Annotated in this window: 10 protein-coding genes and 1 tRNA gene; 2 read left to right on the top strand and 9 right to left on the bottom strand. The window is 68.4% G+C overall.

The annotated features are described in order from the left end of the window. Window positions 1–158: 158 nt before the first annotated feature. The 4 genes from AB0P18_RS13320 to AB0P18_RS13305 form a co-directional block, all read right to left on the bottom strand. On the bottom strand, window positions 159–1,178 hold the full coding sequence (locus tag AB0P18_RS13320; protein WP_363360423.1) for a LacI family DNA-binding transcriptional regulator: 1,020 nt from the start codon (window positions 1,176–1,178) through the stop codon (window positions 159–161). A 102-nt stretch (window positions 1,179–1,280) separates the two neighbouring features. After that, window positions 1,281–1,535, bottom strand: a complete 255-nt coding sequence (locus tag AB0P18_RS13315) for a hypothetical protein (RefSeq protein ID WP_363360422.1) — start codon at window positions 1,533–1,535, stop codon at window positions 1,281–1,283. Next, window positions 1,535–2,602 carry a hypothetical protein gene (locus tag AB0P18_RS13310; RefSeq protein ID WP_363360421.1) on the bottom strand — a complete coding sequence of 356 codons (1,068 nt, stop codon included), beginning with the start codon at window positions 2,600–2,602 and terminating at the stop codon, window positions 1,535–1,537. The genes AB0P18_RS13315 and AB0P18_RS13310 overlap by 1 nt, the downstream gene beginning before the upstream one ends. Window positions 2,603–2,692: 90 nt before the next feature. Next, window positions 2,693–3,334, bottom strand: coding sequence for a hypothetical protein (locus tag AB0P18_RS13305; RefSeq protein WP_363360420.1), 642 nt, complete (start codon window positions 3,332–3,334; stop codon window positions 2,693–2,695). Between the two features lie 499 nt (window positions 3,335–3,833). On the opposite strand from AB0P18_RS13305, the gene AB0P18_RS13300 reads away from it, so the two are divergent. Further along, the gene (locus tag AB0P18_RS13300) at window positions 3,834–6,758 is read left to right on the top strand and encodes an immunoglobulin-like domain-containing protein (protein WP_363360419.1); all 2,925 of its coding nucleotides are present in this window, start codon (window positions 3,834–3,836) and stop codon (window positions 6,756–6,758) included. Window positions 6,759–7,064: 306 nt separating this feature from the next. On the opposite strand, the gene AB0P18_RS13295 is transcribed toward AB0P18_RS13300, so the two are convergent. Further along, window positions 7,065–9,839 (bottom strand): family 43 glycosylhydrolase, encoded by a 2,775-nt coding sequence (locus AB0P18_RS13295; RefSeq protein ID WP_363360418.1) that lies wholly within the window; start codon window positions 9,837–9,839, stop codon window positions 7,065–7,067. Here AB0P18_RS13295 and AB0P18_RS13290 point away from each other — a divergent pair. Continuing rightward, entirely contained in the window at window positions 9,838–12,810 is a 2,973-nt protein-coding gene (locus AB0P18_RS13290; protein ID WP_363360417.1) for an RICIN domain-containing protein, read from the top strand. The two genes, AB0P18_RS13295 and AB0P18_RS13290, sit on opposite strands and share 2 nt — an antisense overlap. Window positions 12,811–12,848: 38 nt before the next feature. Here AB0P18_RS13290 and AB0P18_RS13285 read toward each other — a convergent pair whose 3' ends face one another. The 4 genes from AB0P18_RS13285 to AB0P18_RS13270 all read right to left on the bottom strand — a co-directional run bounded on the left by AB0P18_RS13285 (window position 12,849) and on the right by AB0P18_RS13270 (window position 15,753). Further along, a complete protein-coding gene (locus tag AB0P18_RS13285; RefSeq protein ID WP_363360416.1) occupies window positions 12,849–13,514 on the bottom strand; it encodes a GAP family protein in 666 nt (221 codons plus the stop codon). Window positions 13,515–13,650: 136 nt separating this feature from the next. Further along, window positions 13,651–15,096, bottom strand: coding sequence for an FAD-dependent oxidoreductase (locus AB0P18_RS13280; RefSeq protein WP_363360415.1), 1,446 nt, complete (start codon window positions 15,094–15,096; stop codon window positions 13,651–13,653). Further along, entirely contained in the window at window positions 15,093–15,458 is a 366-nt protein-coding gene (locus tag AB0P18_RS13275) for a cupin domain-containing protein (RefSeq protein ID WP_363360414.1), read from the bottom strand. Before AB0P18_RS13275 ends, AB0P18_RS13280 begins: the two co-directional genes overlap by 4 nt. Before the next feature lie 222 nt (window positions 15,459–15,680). Next, window positions 15,681–15,753, bottom strand: a tRNA-Arg gene (locus tag AB0P18_RS13270). Between the last annotated feature and the right edge of the window lie 30 nt (window positions 15,754–15,783).

Below are 15,783 nucleotides of genomic sequence, written 5' to 3'. Positions count from 1 at the left end.
GTGTTCGGGTCACTCCTGGGCGTGTGCGAAACTCATTGTGCGCGCTAACATTCCGCGGCGCAAGTGTTTTCCGCATTTCCGTGACAATTTCGTTACCGCGAACAAAGGCCAGCCCGCACGAGCGGCTCCGGTCAGCGGAATCCGCGTGCGGTCAGGCCTCAGCGAGTGAGCGCGGCGGTCGATCCGCGGATGATGAGCTCTGGTTCGATGACGTCGTGGACGGCACGCTCCTCGCCGTCGATCGCGCCGATCAGCAGCTGGAGTGCGAGGGTGCCGAGCGCGGCGAAATCCTGTCGCACCGTCGTCAGCGGCGGGAGGAAGTGGCGCGAGTCGGGCAGGTCGTCGAAGCCCACGACGCTCATGTCGTCGGGGACGCGGATGCCGCGCTCGGCGAGTCCGTGGATGATGCCGAGGGCCATCTGATCGTTCGCCGCGAAGACGGCTGTGTAGTCGTCGAGCTGACCGGAGCGACCGACCTCGTACCCGTGATCCGACGTCCAGTCCCCGATGATCGACGCAGGCACCGGGAGCCCCGCACCCGTGAGGGTCTCGCGCCAGGCCTGCTCGCGCGCCCGCGCGTCGTACCAGTCCAGGGGCCCTGCGACGTGCGCGATCGCGGTGTGCCCGAGGTCGATGAGGTGCGACACGGCCAGCCGCGCCCCCGCACCCTGATCGACGGCGACCGTGTGCACGTGCGGGTCGGGTTCGGACTTGATCACCAGAGTCGGCATGTTCGCGCTCTGCTCACGCAGCAGGTCCAGCGCCGAAGCGCGCGGAGCGATCACACACAGCGCGTCGATCCCCTGCGCGACCAGGTCGGTGATCCCCGTCGCGATCGGCAGCTCGTCGTCGTCGGAGATCGAGAAGGCACTCACGGCGTACCCGAAGGAGCGCGCCGCGCTCTCGATCGCCCGGAGAGTGCTGTTGGGCCCCCATTGGACAGGACTGTCCACGAGGACACCGATCCGCATCGCCTTGCGGGTCGCCAGCGCCCGTGCGATCGAGCTCCGCGTGTACTGCATCTCCTCGATCGCCTGGAGCACCCGCTCACGCGTGGACTCCCGGATGTTCGGGTGGTCGTTGAGCACCCGCGAGACCGTCATGTGCGACACACCGGCGTGCTTCGCGACGTCGTAGATGCTGGGCTTCGGCCAGCCTCGGGTCGTGTGGTCGGACATTTTCCTCACCTCGCTGTGCGCCATTCTGCGCCGTTTCGGCGTCCACAGTATGTCGGCATCGTAAAATGCGCCGTGGTAGCGCTCACAAGCATAAGTCCGAGGTCAGCCGGGCCCGTCCGGCGCGCCCGTGCGTGGCCGCGCCACGGCACGCCGAAGCAGCAACGCCATCCCTGACACCGTCAGCACGATGCCGAGCACGATGAGTTCGATCGGCGCGTCGGCGCCGGTGGAGCCCAGAACGGAAGGCGCTTCGCGCGGAGTGATCAGAACGTGCACGGTGACGCCGGACGAGGACGTACCGGTCTCGCCCACCGTCGATGAGGGCTCCAGGCCGTCCGTCACACCGGGAGCGAGCATCAGACGAGCTCCTTCGCAGCGGCTCGGCGGCCTTCTTCCCGAGCGGACTCGAGCAGCTGATCGAGTCGTCGGCGGGAGCGTCGGCGACCCCACATCATCGCGGTGAGGATCAAGGCGATTCCCGCCAGCACGATCGCCTGCGGAATCGGGAGGGCCCACACGACGAGATCACCGGTCGCGGCATCCACGACGGCCTCCTCGCCGGAGTACGTCACGACCGTCGGCGTCGCCGTCACCGTCGCCGGGACCGCGACGAGCGGCCAGACGTCATCGAGGACGACCGTGATGCGTCGCGTGTCGCCGGGAAGCATCTCCTGTGGCGACTCCCCCGGACCGGGGAAGAACACGGTGCGCCCGCCTGCGGAGACCGATCCCTCCGCCATGAGCCGCGTGTTGCCCTCGTTGACGACATCGAACGAAACGGTCGCCTCACCCGGGCGAAGCGGATTCCACGAGATCGCGTAGCCTCCGACGAGATCCGCCAGGGCGGCGGCCGGTGCAATCTCGCCGGTCACCCTCGTCAGCACCCGGAAGCCGATGCGGCTGTCCACCCCCACACTCGTACCGTCTTCCGCAGTGCGGACGGACAGAACGGATGCCGTGATGCCGGCCGCGTGATCTCCGGGCTCGGCCTGGTCGGGAACGATGATCGAGAACGGAACCACGACAGTGCTGTCTCCGGGGACGGTGACCGTCTCCGGCAGCGAGATCCAGGTTCCGGCATCCACGGACTGCTCATCGGCGGGAAGGATGTCGAACCGACCGGTGCGCGTCGTGAACCCGTCCGCAGCCGTGAGCGCGAAGACGACCTCATCGGATCCGATGTTGCGGACGGCGAAATGATCCTGGACGACTTCTCCCGGGTCGAGCTCGACTTCGACGGCGCGACGGCCATCGGGTCCTGCATCGTCGGCCGGGACCACCGACCAGCGCACCTGCTGATCGTCATCGGATGCCGCGCGTGCGTCGGCGGGCCAGAAGAGCGTCAGCCCCACCAGGAGGACGACGGCGATCAGTGCCGCGGCAGTGCGCGCGGCCGAGCGGGTACCGACGGAAAGATGAAGCACGGGTGTTCCAGACAGAGCTCAGGGTCGGAGGCCGCCGGCGGCGACCTCCGACCCGATTTCAGCACGAGATGTTCGAGCGCACGGTCAAGATCAGTACGCGTCTTCCCACAGGGTCAGCGTGATCGTTCCCGAGTAGGCGCCGGGAGCGACGGTCGCGGCCGTCTTGAGCTTCAGGTTCGCGTTCGCCGTCCACTGACCGGTCGGACGGGCCTCGCTGGAATCCAGCGCGAGGGCGAGGAGCTCTGCTTCTTCCAGTCCCACGTTGTTCCCCTCCGGGTTCGGCGTGTTCGTCGGCTCGTCCAGCGCGGGCACCGTCTCTTCGCCGGGGGTGACGAAGCCGTCATCGCCGGTGAGGAGCGCGGGCGACCAGCCGAGGTTCTCCGCCCCGATGGACAGCCCGCCGGCCGCCGTCAGGTCGGACGACTGTCCGTTGACGTACCAGAAGACGCCCGCGGGCACCTCTTCGCGATCGTCGGTGACGGTCACGGTGGGCAGCGTGCCCGCGAACTCGCGGAAGTCCTCATCCGCCGACGCGACCTCGGTGAGGGTCGTGGCGTCGTCCGCGACGGTCATGGTCAGCGCGCCGACGGGCTCGACCGCTTCGATGTTGACGTTGACGTCGACCTGGTCGCCGTCGACCTCCGCGGCGATTGCCGCGCCGGCGCCGCCGAGCAGAAGTGCGCCACCCAGAGCGCCGACAGCGGCGCGGGCGATGAAGCCGTGGTTTCTCATTGCTGATTTCTCCGTTTCCGCGGCCGACGAGGTCGCCGGCCGAACGAGTGAGCGGTCGGACGGTCCGACCTTCGGGTTTCGAGGGGGCGCCGAAAACCGCCGGATCCGTCGCGGGCGCTTCGGACGCGCATCCTGCTGCGGGGCGGGGCCCTGCGGAAGCGTCACCGAGTCGAGCATCATGCACCTTTGCTGGGGATCCTGCACTGGATCTGCGGGCTCGCCACCGATGTTAGCGATAACGGTTACCGAGAACAACCCCGAAGTCCGTCATTCATGCATCGGCGCTGTTATCGATAACTTTCGGTACGCCTGATCGCTTGACACCCCGTCCGCGCTCGCCCTACCGTGACAACACTGGAATGTTTCCGGTAACACACCTGTCCCCGACCGCGATGCGGTCGAGAGATCGCGCGACGATGCACACCGTGTCCGGGAGGACGGCGACGTCCCCTCCGCTCCGCGTCGCTCGACGCGATCGCTGAGAGCGAGGAAACCCTGCATGAGAACCACCTCCCGTCCTCGGTGGATGGCGAGAGGCACCGCGGTCGCGACCGCCGTAGCCCTCGCCCTCACCGGTGCCGCCATTCCGACGGCCGCGCACGCGGCCACGACCGCGACGCCGCTGATCCACTACAGCTTCGATGGCGCATCCGGGACGACGGTCGCGGACTCCAGCGGCAACGGCCATGACGCGACCCTCCGTCAGTCCGGCGGGAGCATCGCCGACGGGAGCCTGTCGCTGCCCGGCGGCGCACGCGGCACCGCCGCGTACCTCGACATCCCGACCGCACCACTGGTCGGCAAGAAGGACCTGACGATCTCGACCTGGCTGTCGCCGCGCTCGGGCAACGGCAACACCGCCGCCGCATTCATCGGCGCGCCCGTCGCCGGCGGCGCGTCGTTCTCGTCCGGGTACTGGCTTCTGAATCCCGCCAATCCGAACGGATACGTGAAGTCCGTCGTCACGAACTCCGTGAACGCTTCAGCACCGTGGGGCACCGAGGTCGGCGCGGGTGCCACCAACACCCCGACCGCCGGCGCGCGCACCCCGGCGGGGCTCAGCCTGTACACCACCGTCATCGACGGCACGACGGGACAGCTACGCGTGTACGTGAACGGCCAGCGCATCACCCAGAACACGATCGCGCGCGATGTCGCGGCATTCGGATCGACGCTCGTGGCCAGTCTCGGCCGTTCGACCTACAACGACACCAGCTGGAACGGCCTCGTCGACGACTTCGCCGTCTACGCGCAGGCATTCTCGGATGCCGATGTCCAGTCGCTGTACAGCGGTCAGGCCCTCGACCGCGCGGTCGCCGGGGTCAGCATCCCGACGACGGCCACGGCAGACTTCGTCGTTCCGGTCACGAGCGCCGGAGTAGCGGTCGGGTGGGCTTCCGACAGTGCCGCAATCTCGGTCAGCGGTTCGACGGCGACGGTCATCCGACCTGCTGCGGGTGACGGCGACGCGAACGTGACGCTGACGGCGACCTTCACGGTCGGCTCGGAGACGCGCACGCAGACGTATCCGGTCCTCGTGCCGCAGCAGCTCAGCGCCACCCAGAAGGTCGACCAGGACCTCGCCGCGATCCAGATCGCGAATCTCGACGACATCCGCACGAACTTCTCCGTTCCCGCGGTCGGCGCACAAGGGTCCACGATCGCGTGGACGGTCGCCGAGGGCGGAGCAGACCACGCACAACTGCGCGACGGCGTGCGGACGGACTCGCGCACCGTCGAGGTGCAGCGCCCCGCTGCAGGTTCAGCCGCGATCACCGTCGAGCTGACGGCGACCGCGACGAATGCGGGTGCCACCGCGAGCCGGACGTTCTCGGCCCGCATCCAGCCGATGCCTGGTGGCACCGCGAAGACCGAAGCGTACTTCTGGACGTTCTTCACGGGTGAGGGTCAGGGTGCGGAGCGGGTGAGCATCGCCGCTTCGAAGGGCAACGACGCACTGACCTGGAACACGCTGAACGGCGGACAGCCCATCTTCACGTCGACGGTCGGCACGGAGGGGTTGCGGGATCCGTTCATCATCCGCGCTCCTGAGGGCGACAAGTTCTACATGATCGCGACCGACCTCAAGGTCGCCGGCCTCGCGGGCGGATTCACGACCGCGCAGATCTCCGGCTCGAAGTACATCGAGGTGTGGGAGTCCACCGACCTGGTGACCTGGTCGGAGCAGCGGCACGTGAAGGTTTCGACCGACTTCGCGGGCAACACATGGGCTCCGGAGGCGTACTGGGACGAGGAGCTGGACACGTTCGTGGTGTTCTGGGCGTCGAACCTGTACCCGACGACGAACGCGGCCGATCGCACCGCCGTGACGTACAACCGGATGATGTACGCCACGACGGACGACTTCATCACGTTCTCCGAGCCGAAGATCTGGAGCGACGTGCGCCGGGGCGCCGGCCTCGGCCTGATCGACTCCACCGTCGCCAAGGTCGACGGGGTCTACCACCGCTTCACGAAGGACGAGGCGAGCATGACGATCCGTCAGGAGAAGTCGACGGACCTCCTCGCCACGATCACCGGCACGCTTCCGGGGACCAGTGGAGCGGCGGACCAGTGGACTCTCGTCAAGGAGCGGGTCGCGAGCGGCCTGCCCAACGGTGAGCCGGGCGGCACGTACTCGAGCGGCGAGGGCGCGAACATCTTCGCCGCGAACGAGGGCGACGTGAACGGTCTGGACTGGTTCTTGTTCATCGACCAGCCGAACTACCACGGTGGACCCAACCACTACGTCCCGTTCGGCACGACGGATATCGACGACGGCAGTGCCTGGCAGCCGCTCGGCACGAAGCTGCGGGCGGGCCTGCCGCAGAACGCCGACGGCGGCAAGCCTCGCCACGGCACGGTGATCCCGGTCACGCGCGCTGAGTACCAGAAGGTGCTGGAGGCTTACGCGCCGAACATCGCCGTCACCTCGGTGGCCGCGATCGACGTGGCCACGACGACGGGCGTCGCACCTGTGCTTCCGCAGGCGTCGCTGACCAAGAAGGACGGCTCCCAGCAGACCGTCGAGGTGGTCTGGGACACCGTGGCGGCATCGAAGTACGAGCGCCCCGGCACCTTCACCGTTTCCGGTGTTGCCCAGGACGACTCGCGCATGCCCGTCGAGGCCACCGTCACGGTGACGTCCGCGGTGGATGTCCAGGTACAGGCGGACACGCGTTGCGTGAGCGGCAAGGTGACCCTCACGGTGAAGGTGACCGCCGGCGGTTCCGACGCCGCGAACGTGGCGATCTCGACGGCGTTCGGCACCAAGACCGCGACGGTCGCGGCCGGCAAGTCGTCCTCGTACGCGTTCTCGTCCCGTGTCGCGTCCGTGACAGGGTCCGAGGTGAGCGTGAACGTCACCCAGGGCAGCGCGAGTGCCGTCGTGACCGCACCGTACGCGGCGCGCTCCTGCGGATGACCGAACGGATGCCGCGCCTGTAGGCACGCCATCCGAGGGCCCCGGTGGATTCGTCCACCGGGGCCCTCTCGCGTGCCGCCGACCCACTCTGCCCGCCGCGGGCGACATCCCTGGAGGGACGCCGCGACCGGGGATGTCGTCAAGACGAGGCGCGGCCCGCTCGGGTTCGGTGGCCCCCTGTCTCGACGGCGGGGGGAGAGGCCGCGGCGATCGTCGGGGACCGGGGACGGGTGGAGCGCACACAGCAGCGAGCACCGGCCCCTGGGGGGAGGGACCGGTGCTCGCGGGTGGGGATCGCCGGGCGGATCAGCCGCAGCTGAAGGCGCCGTAGGCGGCAGTGAACTCCTTCGTGCCGGCAGAGGATCCCGTCGTCGACGTCGCGGAGACGGATGCCGAGCCCGGGGGTACCGCGGCGGCACGCGTGCTGATCGCCCACGAGGCGCTCTTACCCGACTGGATGCCGGAGAGGACCTTCGTGCCGTACGGCGTTCTCGCATTCGCGGTCACGGGTGCGTCGCTGAGATTCTTCACCTGCACGACGAGAGTGACCTTGCCGCTCACGCACCGCGCCGTCGTGCTCACCTGCACGTCGGGTCCGAGCCGGATCTCCTGTGCCGCCACGCTCTCGAGGGTCGGGACGACGGGCTGGATCAGGCCGTCCTCGCCGAACCGGATCCGATCGATCGTCGTCTCACGATGTGTGCCGTCCCCTCCCGGGATGGCGAATCGGTGGTAGGCGATGTACCAATCGTCCGTTCCCGGCACGTTGATGATCGAGCTGTGCGCCGGCCCCTTGATACCGAGGGAGAGATCCTTCTGCAGGATCACGCCGCGGTAGGTCCACGGGCCCGTCATGCTCGTCGCCGTCGCGTACCCCACGCGATAGTTCTCCGAGCCGGTGTCATCGATCGAGTACGTCAGGTGGTACAGACCGTTCCGGTAGTTGAAGAACACCCCTTCCCGGAAGTCGGTGAGCCCGTTGATCCGCTGGTATGTCCCCGGCTTGATCGAGACCATGTCATCGGCGAGTTCCGCCAGGACCGGACTGCCGTTGCCCCACCCGAGGTACCACTTTCCGGTCACCGGGTCGTGGAACGCCGCAGGGTCGATCGCCTGCCCCGAAGTGACGGCCTCATTGTTCAGAATCATCGCCGTCGGCTGGGCGACGAAGGGGCCCTCCGGGCTGTCGGCCACGGCGACGCCGATCGTCTTGCGGTTCAGCGCCGCGTTGTGCCCCGAGAAGTAGAAGTAGTACTTCCCGGCGCGCTCGATGATCGTCGGCGCCCACGCGTTCCCCGTCGCCCACGGCACGTTGCCGTTCGCGCCGTCGAGCTTCAGGAAAGGCTGCTCCGCACGTTCCCAGTCCACGAGGTTCTTCGACTTCCAGACGTAGAACTCGTTGCCGCCCCAGCCCGGGAAACCGTCGGTCGTGGCATAGATGTAGTACGTGTCGCCGAACACCGCGATGTTGGGGTCCGCGTAGAGCCCGTCGAGGACAGGGCTGTTCACGACCCGCGCTTCGAAGGTCCACGTCACGTCATCGCCGGACGGGGTGGTCAGGGTGTACTCCACCGGGTCGCTGAGATCCACGGTGGTGCCGCTCGCGGGCGAGACGCTCGCCCCGGCGACCGTGGCGAAGGTGGGCGCCAGTGCCGACACGTCGGTTCCCTTGACGACCGGAATCACCACGCGATGCTCAGTCGCGTCCACGAACGGCGCGACCTTGAGCTTCTCCGGCTGAGTCAGCGACACGTCCAGCAGCTGGTCCTCGACGCCCGCGTTGGCGAGCACCTCGGCCTGCGAGAGCGCGCGGTTGTAGACGCGCACGTTGTCGAACCATCCCTGGAACGCCCGATCGCCGGTGTAGAACGAGCGGCCGAGATAGCCGAGCAGTCCCGTTCCGAGGTCGCCGACCGTCGCGGACAGCGAGTCGTTCGCCCCGAGCTTGACCCCGTCGGCGTAGACGGTCATCGAGTCGCCCTCGAACACCACGTCGTAGCGGTGCCACTGTCCGGAAGAGACCGATCCCGTCACCGCGGACTCGCTCTGCCACGAGGACTGGGTGATCGCGCTGCGCACATCACCGCCGCGCACACGCAGGAAGTAGTAATCCGTGGTGTCCTTTCCGAGGGCGAACGTGAAGAAGTTGCCGCTCGTCAGCTCGGACTTGACGTCCATCGAGACGGTCATCGTGTCGCGCCCGTCGAAGAACCCGGTCGGGAAGGACGCGTAGCCGCCTGCCGCTCCGGTCAGGCGCAGGGCCTTGCCCTTGTCGGCATCCGTCGCCACCGCCGCCGTACCGGCGGCCGTGAGGTCCTTGTCGCCGACCGCGTCCGCGAGCGTCCCGTCGTCGAAGGTGTACTCCGCGATGGGCCCTGCCTGCGGCTCTTCGGGATCGACCGGATCCACCGGCTCGTCCCCGTACGCCGCGAGGAGGCGCTCCTCTTCGGCGGCGGACAGACGCAGCACCGAGCCGTGCCGGAACCGCTGGTCGAAGGAGTACTGATTCGCGCCCGATCCCACGCTGAGCTGCGTGAAGTCCAGGCTCGCGAGGGTGTCCGCGATGTGACCGTAGTACCCGCCGTCATCACCCATTACCGCCCAGCGCCCATCAGGCAGCTGATAGACGGTGTGTCCCTCCATGCGCGCGCGCAAGCCGTAGGAACCGGCCTGGTCGCGCGCGATCACAGTGGTCCAGGGGCCGTCCAGGCTCGTCGCGGTGTCCACGATCGTCCACCAGTCGGATGTGGAGAAGCGATAGTACGTGTCGCCTTCCTTCGCGATGGTCGAGTCGATGATGTTCGGCCCGGTCTGCGCGTCGCCCTGAGCGTTCAGCGACGCCCAGACCTCGGGCTGAGTGAACGTCACGAAGTCCCGGGTCTTGGTGAGGTAGACCCGCAGTGCCCAGTCGGGTGTGTTGTTCTCGCGGCGATCCCGCGCGGACCAGTACACGTAGTACTCCCCGGTCGCTTCGTTGTAGATCGCCTCGGGCGCCCAGACGTCGTACTTCCTCACCGAAAGCGGCTTCGTCTCGGGAGGCATCGGCAGCGCGACCTCCGAGCAGCTGCCGACAGCGAACATGGATGCCTTCGCGTCGTACCTCGTGAACGTCGTCGAGCACCTCGAGGACACGTACGACATCTCCTTCGACACCCTCGATCCCTTCAACGAGCCGAACACGAATTACTGGTCCACGCAGATCGGAGCCGACGGCTGGCCGACCTCGGCGAGCCGTCAGGAGGGTGCTCACATCGGTCCGGCCCGACAGGATCAGATGATCGCGGCGCTGCAGGAGCGGCTCGCGGATGCCGACACCGACGTGCGGATCTCGGCGATGGACGAGACCAACCCCGGAATCTTCGCGACGAACTGGAACGGCTGGAGCACGGCGGCGAAGAGTGCCGTCTCGCAGCTGAACGTCCACACGTACGGGACCTCGGGCCGCACCGTCGTGCGCGATATCGCGAAGAGCTCCGACAAGCCGCTGTGGATGAGCGAGATCGAGGGCAACTGGGACACGTCGGGCGTCGGGTTCAACCAGACCAACATCGACAACGGACTCGGGATCGCCTCGCGCATCACCGACGATCTGCGCGAACTGGAGCCGACCGCCTGGGTGCTGTGGCAGCCGGTCGAAGACCTGTACAACATGGAGAAGGTCGAGCGCCTCAACTGGGGCAGCGTCTTCATCGACTTCGACTGCAACGCCGACGGGAACTCGCTACGACGTCTCGCCGACGGTGACGCCGACCCGTCGTGCAAGGTGCTGACGAACGCGAAGTTCAACACGATCCGCAACTACACGCACTACATCCGTCCGGGTGACCACCTGATCCCGACCGAGAACACGCAGACCACGGCGGCCGTGAGCGCGACCGGCGACAGCGCGACGCTCGTGCACGTGAACACGGGAACCACCTCCCGCGACCTCACGATCGACCTCTCGAAGTTCGGCACGATCGCCCCCGGCGCGACCGTCACACCGATCATCACGACCGAGTCGCCCGCGGAGGACCCCACGGCCAACGCCCTCGTCGCCGGAGCACCGGTGGCAGTGGATGCCGCGGGCAAGGCCGTCGTATCCGTCCCGGCCAAGTCCGTCACGACCCTCGTGGTCAGCGGCGTCTCCGGCGTGTCCGCCGAGGCTCCGGGACTGCGCGACGGCCACCGCTACCAGCTCTTCGGCGTCCAGAGTGATCGCGCGCTGTCCGCCGACGCCTCAGCGGTCGCGATCCGCACGGGTGCGACGACGACGGCTGCCGCGTCCGCGCAGACCTGGACCGTGCGCACGATCTCCGGTGAGGGCTCGGATCGGCACCGGGTCACGTTGCAGGCAGGCGACGGCAGATTCCTCGGCGTCGCAGGCGGCGGGACCACTCTCGTCTCCGCGTCCGCGGATGCGGCATCCGCGGACCCCGCCCTGCAGTGGATCTCCACCACGTCCGACGGCGCGACGTACTCGCTGCTCAGCGTCGCCGGCGAGCGGGTCCTCGATGTCAACGGCCAGAGCACGGCCGACGGAGCGAGCGTCGGCCTGTGGACCTCCAACGACGGAGCGAACCAGCGGTGGCGGCTCGCGGACACGGCGATCGCCGCCGTCGCACCCGTCGGAACCGCCACGGCGACCGGTCAGGCTCCGCAGCTCCCGTCGACGATCCCCCTGACGTATGCGGGGGGTGTGACGCGCGCGGCGGCCGTGTCGTGGGCGACCGGTGGTGTGGACTGGTCCACGGCCGGGACCCGCACGGTGTCCGGATCCGGAACCGATCTGTTCGGCGCGACGTTCGAGGCGATCGCCACGGTCAACGTCGGCGAGTTCCGGGCGACCGAACCCGTCTCCGTCACGACGTACGCCGGCGCGAGCCTCAGCCGTGTGCGTGCGGCCGCGCCGACCTCGGTGCCCGTGCGCGTCGGCGATCAGACCCGCGATCTGTCCGTGACGTGGAACTGGAGCGCGCTCACCGACGCCTCGTTCGCGGCATCCGGGGTGGTGATGGTTCCGGGTGCCGCCACGAGCGGCACGACCACGCTCGAGGCCGCACTGTCGGTGATCCTCACGGCGCCGACCGAGAAGAACGTCGCGCCCGCGTCCACCGCGACGGCGACCTTCACCGAGAGCGCTTCGTACGGTGTCGACAGGACCAAGAACGGCATCACGAATGACAAGGGCTGGTCGAACTGGCGTTCCGGGACGAAGAACACCTCGGACACCCTGACCTTCCGGCTCGCCGGCGCGGAGCGGGTCGAGCACGTGAAGATCCACTTCTTCAAGGATGGCTCGAGCACGAGCTGGGCGCAGTCCCTCCGCGTCGAGCACCGGTCCTCGAGCGGCTCCTGGAACCCGACGGCGACCATCGCGGTGCCGACCCCGACGGACGGCTCGGCCCCCGTCGTCGACGTGCCGGTCGGCGGGGCGCAAGCTGACGAGATCCGCGTGGTGATGGCCGCCTACCCCGCGACTCACATGATCGTCTCCGAAGTGGAGATCTTCGCGGCCTCGGCCGGCACGGCCGATGTCGCCGACCTCGCCCAGATCACGGCGGACGGCATCCCGCTGGACGGGTTCGGCCGTGATCGCGTCGAGTACCAGGTGACGTGGGCAGGCGAGACGCTCCCCGTAGTTCGCGCCGTCGGCGTCGACCGCGATGCGACCGTCTCGGTCCTCCAGCCGGCGGACGGGGAAGGTGTCGCGCGGATCACGGTCACCGCGCCCAGTGGATCGACCAAGGTCTACACGGTGACGTTCGTGTCTCCCGCGCCGCTCACGGCACAGACCTCCGCCGTCACGCGATGCGTCGCCGGCAAGACCCAGTTGGTCGTCAGCATCGAGAACACGAGCACGGTCCCGCTCTCGGTCACGGTCGCGACCCCGTACGGCTCTAAGACCGTCGCGGGCCTCGCTGCCGGAAAGCGCACCTCGGCGGCGTTCAGCACGAGGCAGCCGACGATCCCTGCCGGCTCAGCGATCGTCACGCTCGGCGGGACGGTCGACGGCGCGAACGTCTCGCACGACATCGCGACTCCGTTCGCCGCGGGAGGGTGCCTCTTCTGAGGCGACGTGTGCGGCTCTGACCTCGGCATCGTCCGGGGTCAGAGCCGCACGAGTCCCATCCCGAACACCACGACGCCGATGAGGACGAGGATCGCGGCCGTCAGCACGCCGCCGTTGCTCAGCATCCATTCCTGCACGCGAGCGAGAGTCGGCTCCGTCTTTCCCGGGGCAACCGTGACGGCGATGACCGGAGTGGCGACCGTGGATGCGGCGATCACGGTGAAGACGATCACCGCGACGATCGCCATCGGCACCGATCCCGCGTCGGCCCGGAGGACGAGTCCGCCCGCGACCGCGAGCAGCAGACCCTTCGGCCGGAGATTCAGCACGAAGCCCAGCGCGAGCGACGACCAGGCTCCGAGCCGGCTCACCGACCCGAGACCCAACGGCAGCGTCGTGGTCTTCGCCCGCCCGCGCCGCCGGAAGGTCAGCACGCCGAGCACGACGAGGGCAAGGCCCACCAGGATCTCGCCGGCCCCGATCCAGACATCGGGCTCGGTCGCGCTCGAACGCGCCGGCAGCGCGTGCGCGATGAGCGCGCAGACGGAAAGCAGGATCGCGATGCCGGCCACCCAGCCGATCAGGTAGGGAAGGGCGGTGCGGGAGCGCTGCGGCGAGAGCAGGAGCACCATCGCGACGAGGATCGGCACCGAGCTCACGGCGACGGCGACGGCGATCGGGAGCAGATGGCCGATCGCTTGCACGCCGCTCCCCTTACATCTCCTGCCGCCAGACTAGGCCACGCGCGCGGTCCGCTCCGTCCCACCGCGTCACCGTGAGACTGCATCTGCACGCCGAGACCGAGGGGATTCCCCATAGTCTCGGCGTGCAGATGGAGTCTCAGGAGTCGAAGCCGACGCCGAAGAGCCCGGCCGTCTTCAGCAGCAGCCCGTCTTTGCCGCCGTTGCGGTCCGAGGCCGCCACGGCGTTGCGCATCATCTGGATGAGCGGGTATGCGAACGGCTCCGGTGGGATCGGGATAGGGAGCCGCCGGGACATCTTCAGCCCGGTCCGTTCGGTGTCCCGGCCCTCGAGGAGATCGAGCATCACCTCCGCGCCGAACCGGGTCGCCACCACACCGAGCCCCGTGTATCCCGCGCTGTATGCGACGCGACCGCCGCGGGCGACGCCGTGGAACGCGACCAGCTGCGTCGACATGTCGATCGCGCCGCCCCACGTGTGGGTGAAGCGGATGCCGGCCAATTGCGGGAACGTGAGGAAGAAGTGATCGGCCAGACGCTCGAACGTCTCGGGGCGCAGATCCTGCTCCGGCCGCACTTTGCCCCCGCGGTGGTAGACGGCGTCGTACCCGCCGAACAGGATCCGGTTGTCGGCGGTCTTCCGGTAGTAGTGGAACTCCCGCGACGAATCGGTGATGCCGTGCCGCTCGGTCCATCCGATCGCCTGCAACTGCTCGTCGGTGAGCGGCTCGGTCATCAGGACGTAGTCGTACACCGGCACGGTGAACAGGCGCAGACTCGGCAGGAGCGACGGAAAGACGTTCGTGGCGAGCGCCACGCGCTCGGCACTGACGACGCCTTCGCTCGTGGTGACCTCGACGCGGCCGGAGGCATCGATGCGCAGATCCTTCGCGCGCGTGCGCTCGAAGATCCGGACGCCCAGGCGCTCGGCGGCCTCCGCGAGCCCGCGCGCGAGCTTGGCCGGGTGCACGTAGGCCTCCCCCTCCTCGGTGAACAGACCCGCGCGGTAGAGCGGTGAGTCGCCGCGGGCGCGGAGGGCGTCGCCCTCCAGGAAGACAGCATCGTGGTCGTCATCGCTCGCCGCCGCGTCGCGCAGCCACGGCACTTGGTGAGGCTCCGTCGCGACCGTGAGGGTTCCGGTCTCCTCCCACTCCGCGTCGATCCCGTAGCGGCTGATCGTGTCGCGGAACGCGGCGAAGTTGTCCTTCTCGAGCCGGCGGATGAGGGCCATCTCGTCGGCGAAGTGCAGCTCGCCGTTCTCCTCACCGTGCGTCAGACTCGCCTCTGCGAACCCGCCGTTGCGGGCGCTCGCCGCCCACCCCACCCGGACAGCGTCGATGATGGTGACCGAGCGCTGCGGATCACGCTCCTTCGCGATGAGCGCCGTCCAGAGGCCGCAGAATCCGCCACCCACTACGAGGAGGTCGGTCTCGTGGCGGCCGGCGAGCGCGGGGCGCTGCGGCGTCGGGCCCAGATCGTCGATCCAGAACGGCACCGTGCGGGCGCCTGCGAGAGAACTGCGGACGGCGTCGATCGGAGTCTTCAGCTCGTGCCCGTAGGCGGTGGGCGGGATCGCAGCGGTCATGAGTCGCTCGCCTCTCGTTCGATGACGTACACCTTGCGGAGGGCACGCGACACATCCCAGCGCGTCGCGGACCCGGCCGACAGCCTGCACAGGGACCCGGGTCGCAGGTCGATCCGCTCCGTCTCCACCTCGTCCACCAGCAGCGTCACGGACGCTTCCCCCTCCAGCACGATGAAGACCTCGTCGATCTCGATGTCGCGCATGCCGCCTTCGGTCATCTCCCAGATGCCGATCTCGACGCCGAACACGTCGAGTACCGGCTGCACACCCGTGCGCGGGGATCCGGAGGTCACCTGCTCGCGGGGCACCTCGACCAGAGGCAGGTCGGCGGCGAGCACGTCGACGGGGCTGAACGCGTCCATGTCCGTCACGCCTCCCGTCCGTGGTGATCGTGTCCGGAATTCTCGGCTTTCGAGAAGGAGAGGGGAGGCGTCATGCCTCCAGTGTCTGCCGAACCGCCGCGTGGGTCGAGCGCCACTTTCGTCGGCGGACGCGTTCTGACAGCCGCTCTGGCCAGTTTCTTCAGCGGCAGACAAGAAACGGCCCGCCGAAGCGGACCGTTCCCTCACTGTCTCAACACAGTGTGCGCCCGAAGAGACTCGAACTCCCAACCTTCTGATCCGTAGTCAGATGCTCTATCCATTGAGCTACGGGCGCATGGCCGCCCTCGCGAGCAGGCCAGCGTCC

Source organism: Microbacterium sp. NPDC064584, from assembly GCF_040687315.1.
GTDB lineage: Bacteria > Actinomycetota > Actinomycetes > Actinomycetales > Microbacteriaceae > Microbacterium > Microbacterium lacus.
The sequence above is the reverse complement of the archived record's forward strand: the minus strand, read 5'-3'. Positions and strand labels throughout refer to the sequence as shown.

What these genes read in the sequence shown, in the direction of transcription:
- AB0P18_RS13320 (WP_363360423.1), bottom strand. Translation starts at nt 1,178, where the DNA reads ATGTCCGACCACACGACCCGAGGCTGGCCGAAGCCCAGCATCTACGAC.
- AB0P18_RS13290 (WP_363360417.1), top strand. Translation starts at nt 9,838, where the DNA reads ATGGATGCCTTCGCGTCGTACCTCGTGAACGTCGTCGAGCACCTCGAG.
- AB0P18_RS13300 (WP_363360419.1), top strand. Translation starts at nt 3,834, where the DNA reads ATGAGAACCACCTCCCGTCCTCGGTGGATGGCGAGAGGCACCGCGGTC.
- AB0P18_RS13275 (WP_363360414.1), bottom strand. Translation starts at nt 15,458, where the DNA reads ATGGACGCGTTCAGCCCCGTCGACGTGCTCGCCGCCGACCTGCCTCTG.
- AB0P18_RS13305 (WP_363360420.1), bottom strand. Translation starts at nt 3,334, where the DNA reads ATGAGAAACCACGGCTTCATCGCCCGCGCCGCTGTCGGCGCTCTGGGT.
- AB0P18_RS13315 (WP_363360422.1), bottom strand. Translation starts at nt 1,535, where the DNA reads ATGCTCGCTCCCGGTGTGACGGACGGCCTGGAGCCCTCATCGACGGTG.
- AB0P18_RS13295 (WP_363360418.1), bottom strand. Translation starts at nt 9,839, where the DNA reads ATGTTCGCTGTCGGCAGCTGCTCGGAGGTCGCGCTGCCGATGCCTCCC.
- AB0P18_RS13280 (WP_363360415.1), bottom strand. Translation starts at nt 15,096, where the DNA reads ATGACCGCTGCGATCCCGCCCACCGCCTACGGGCACGAGCTGAAGACT.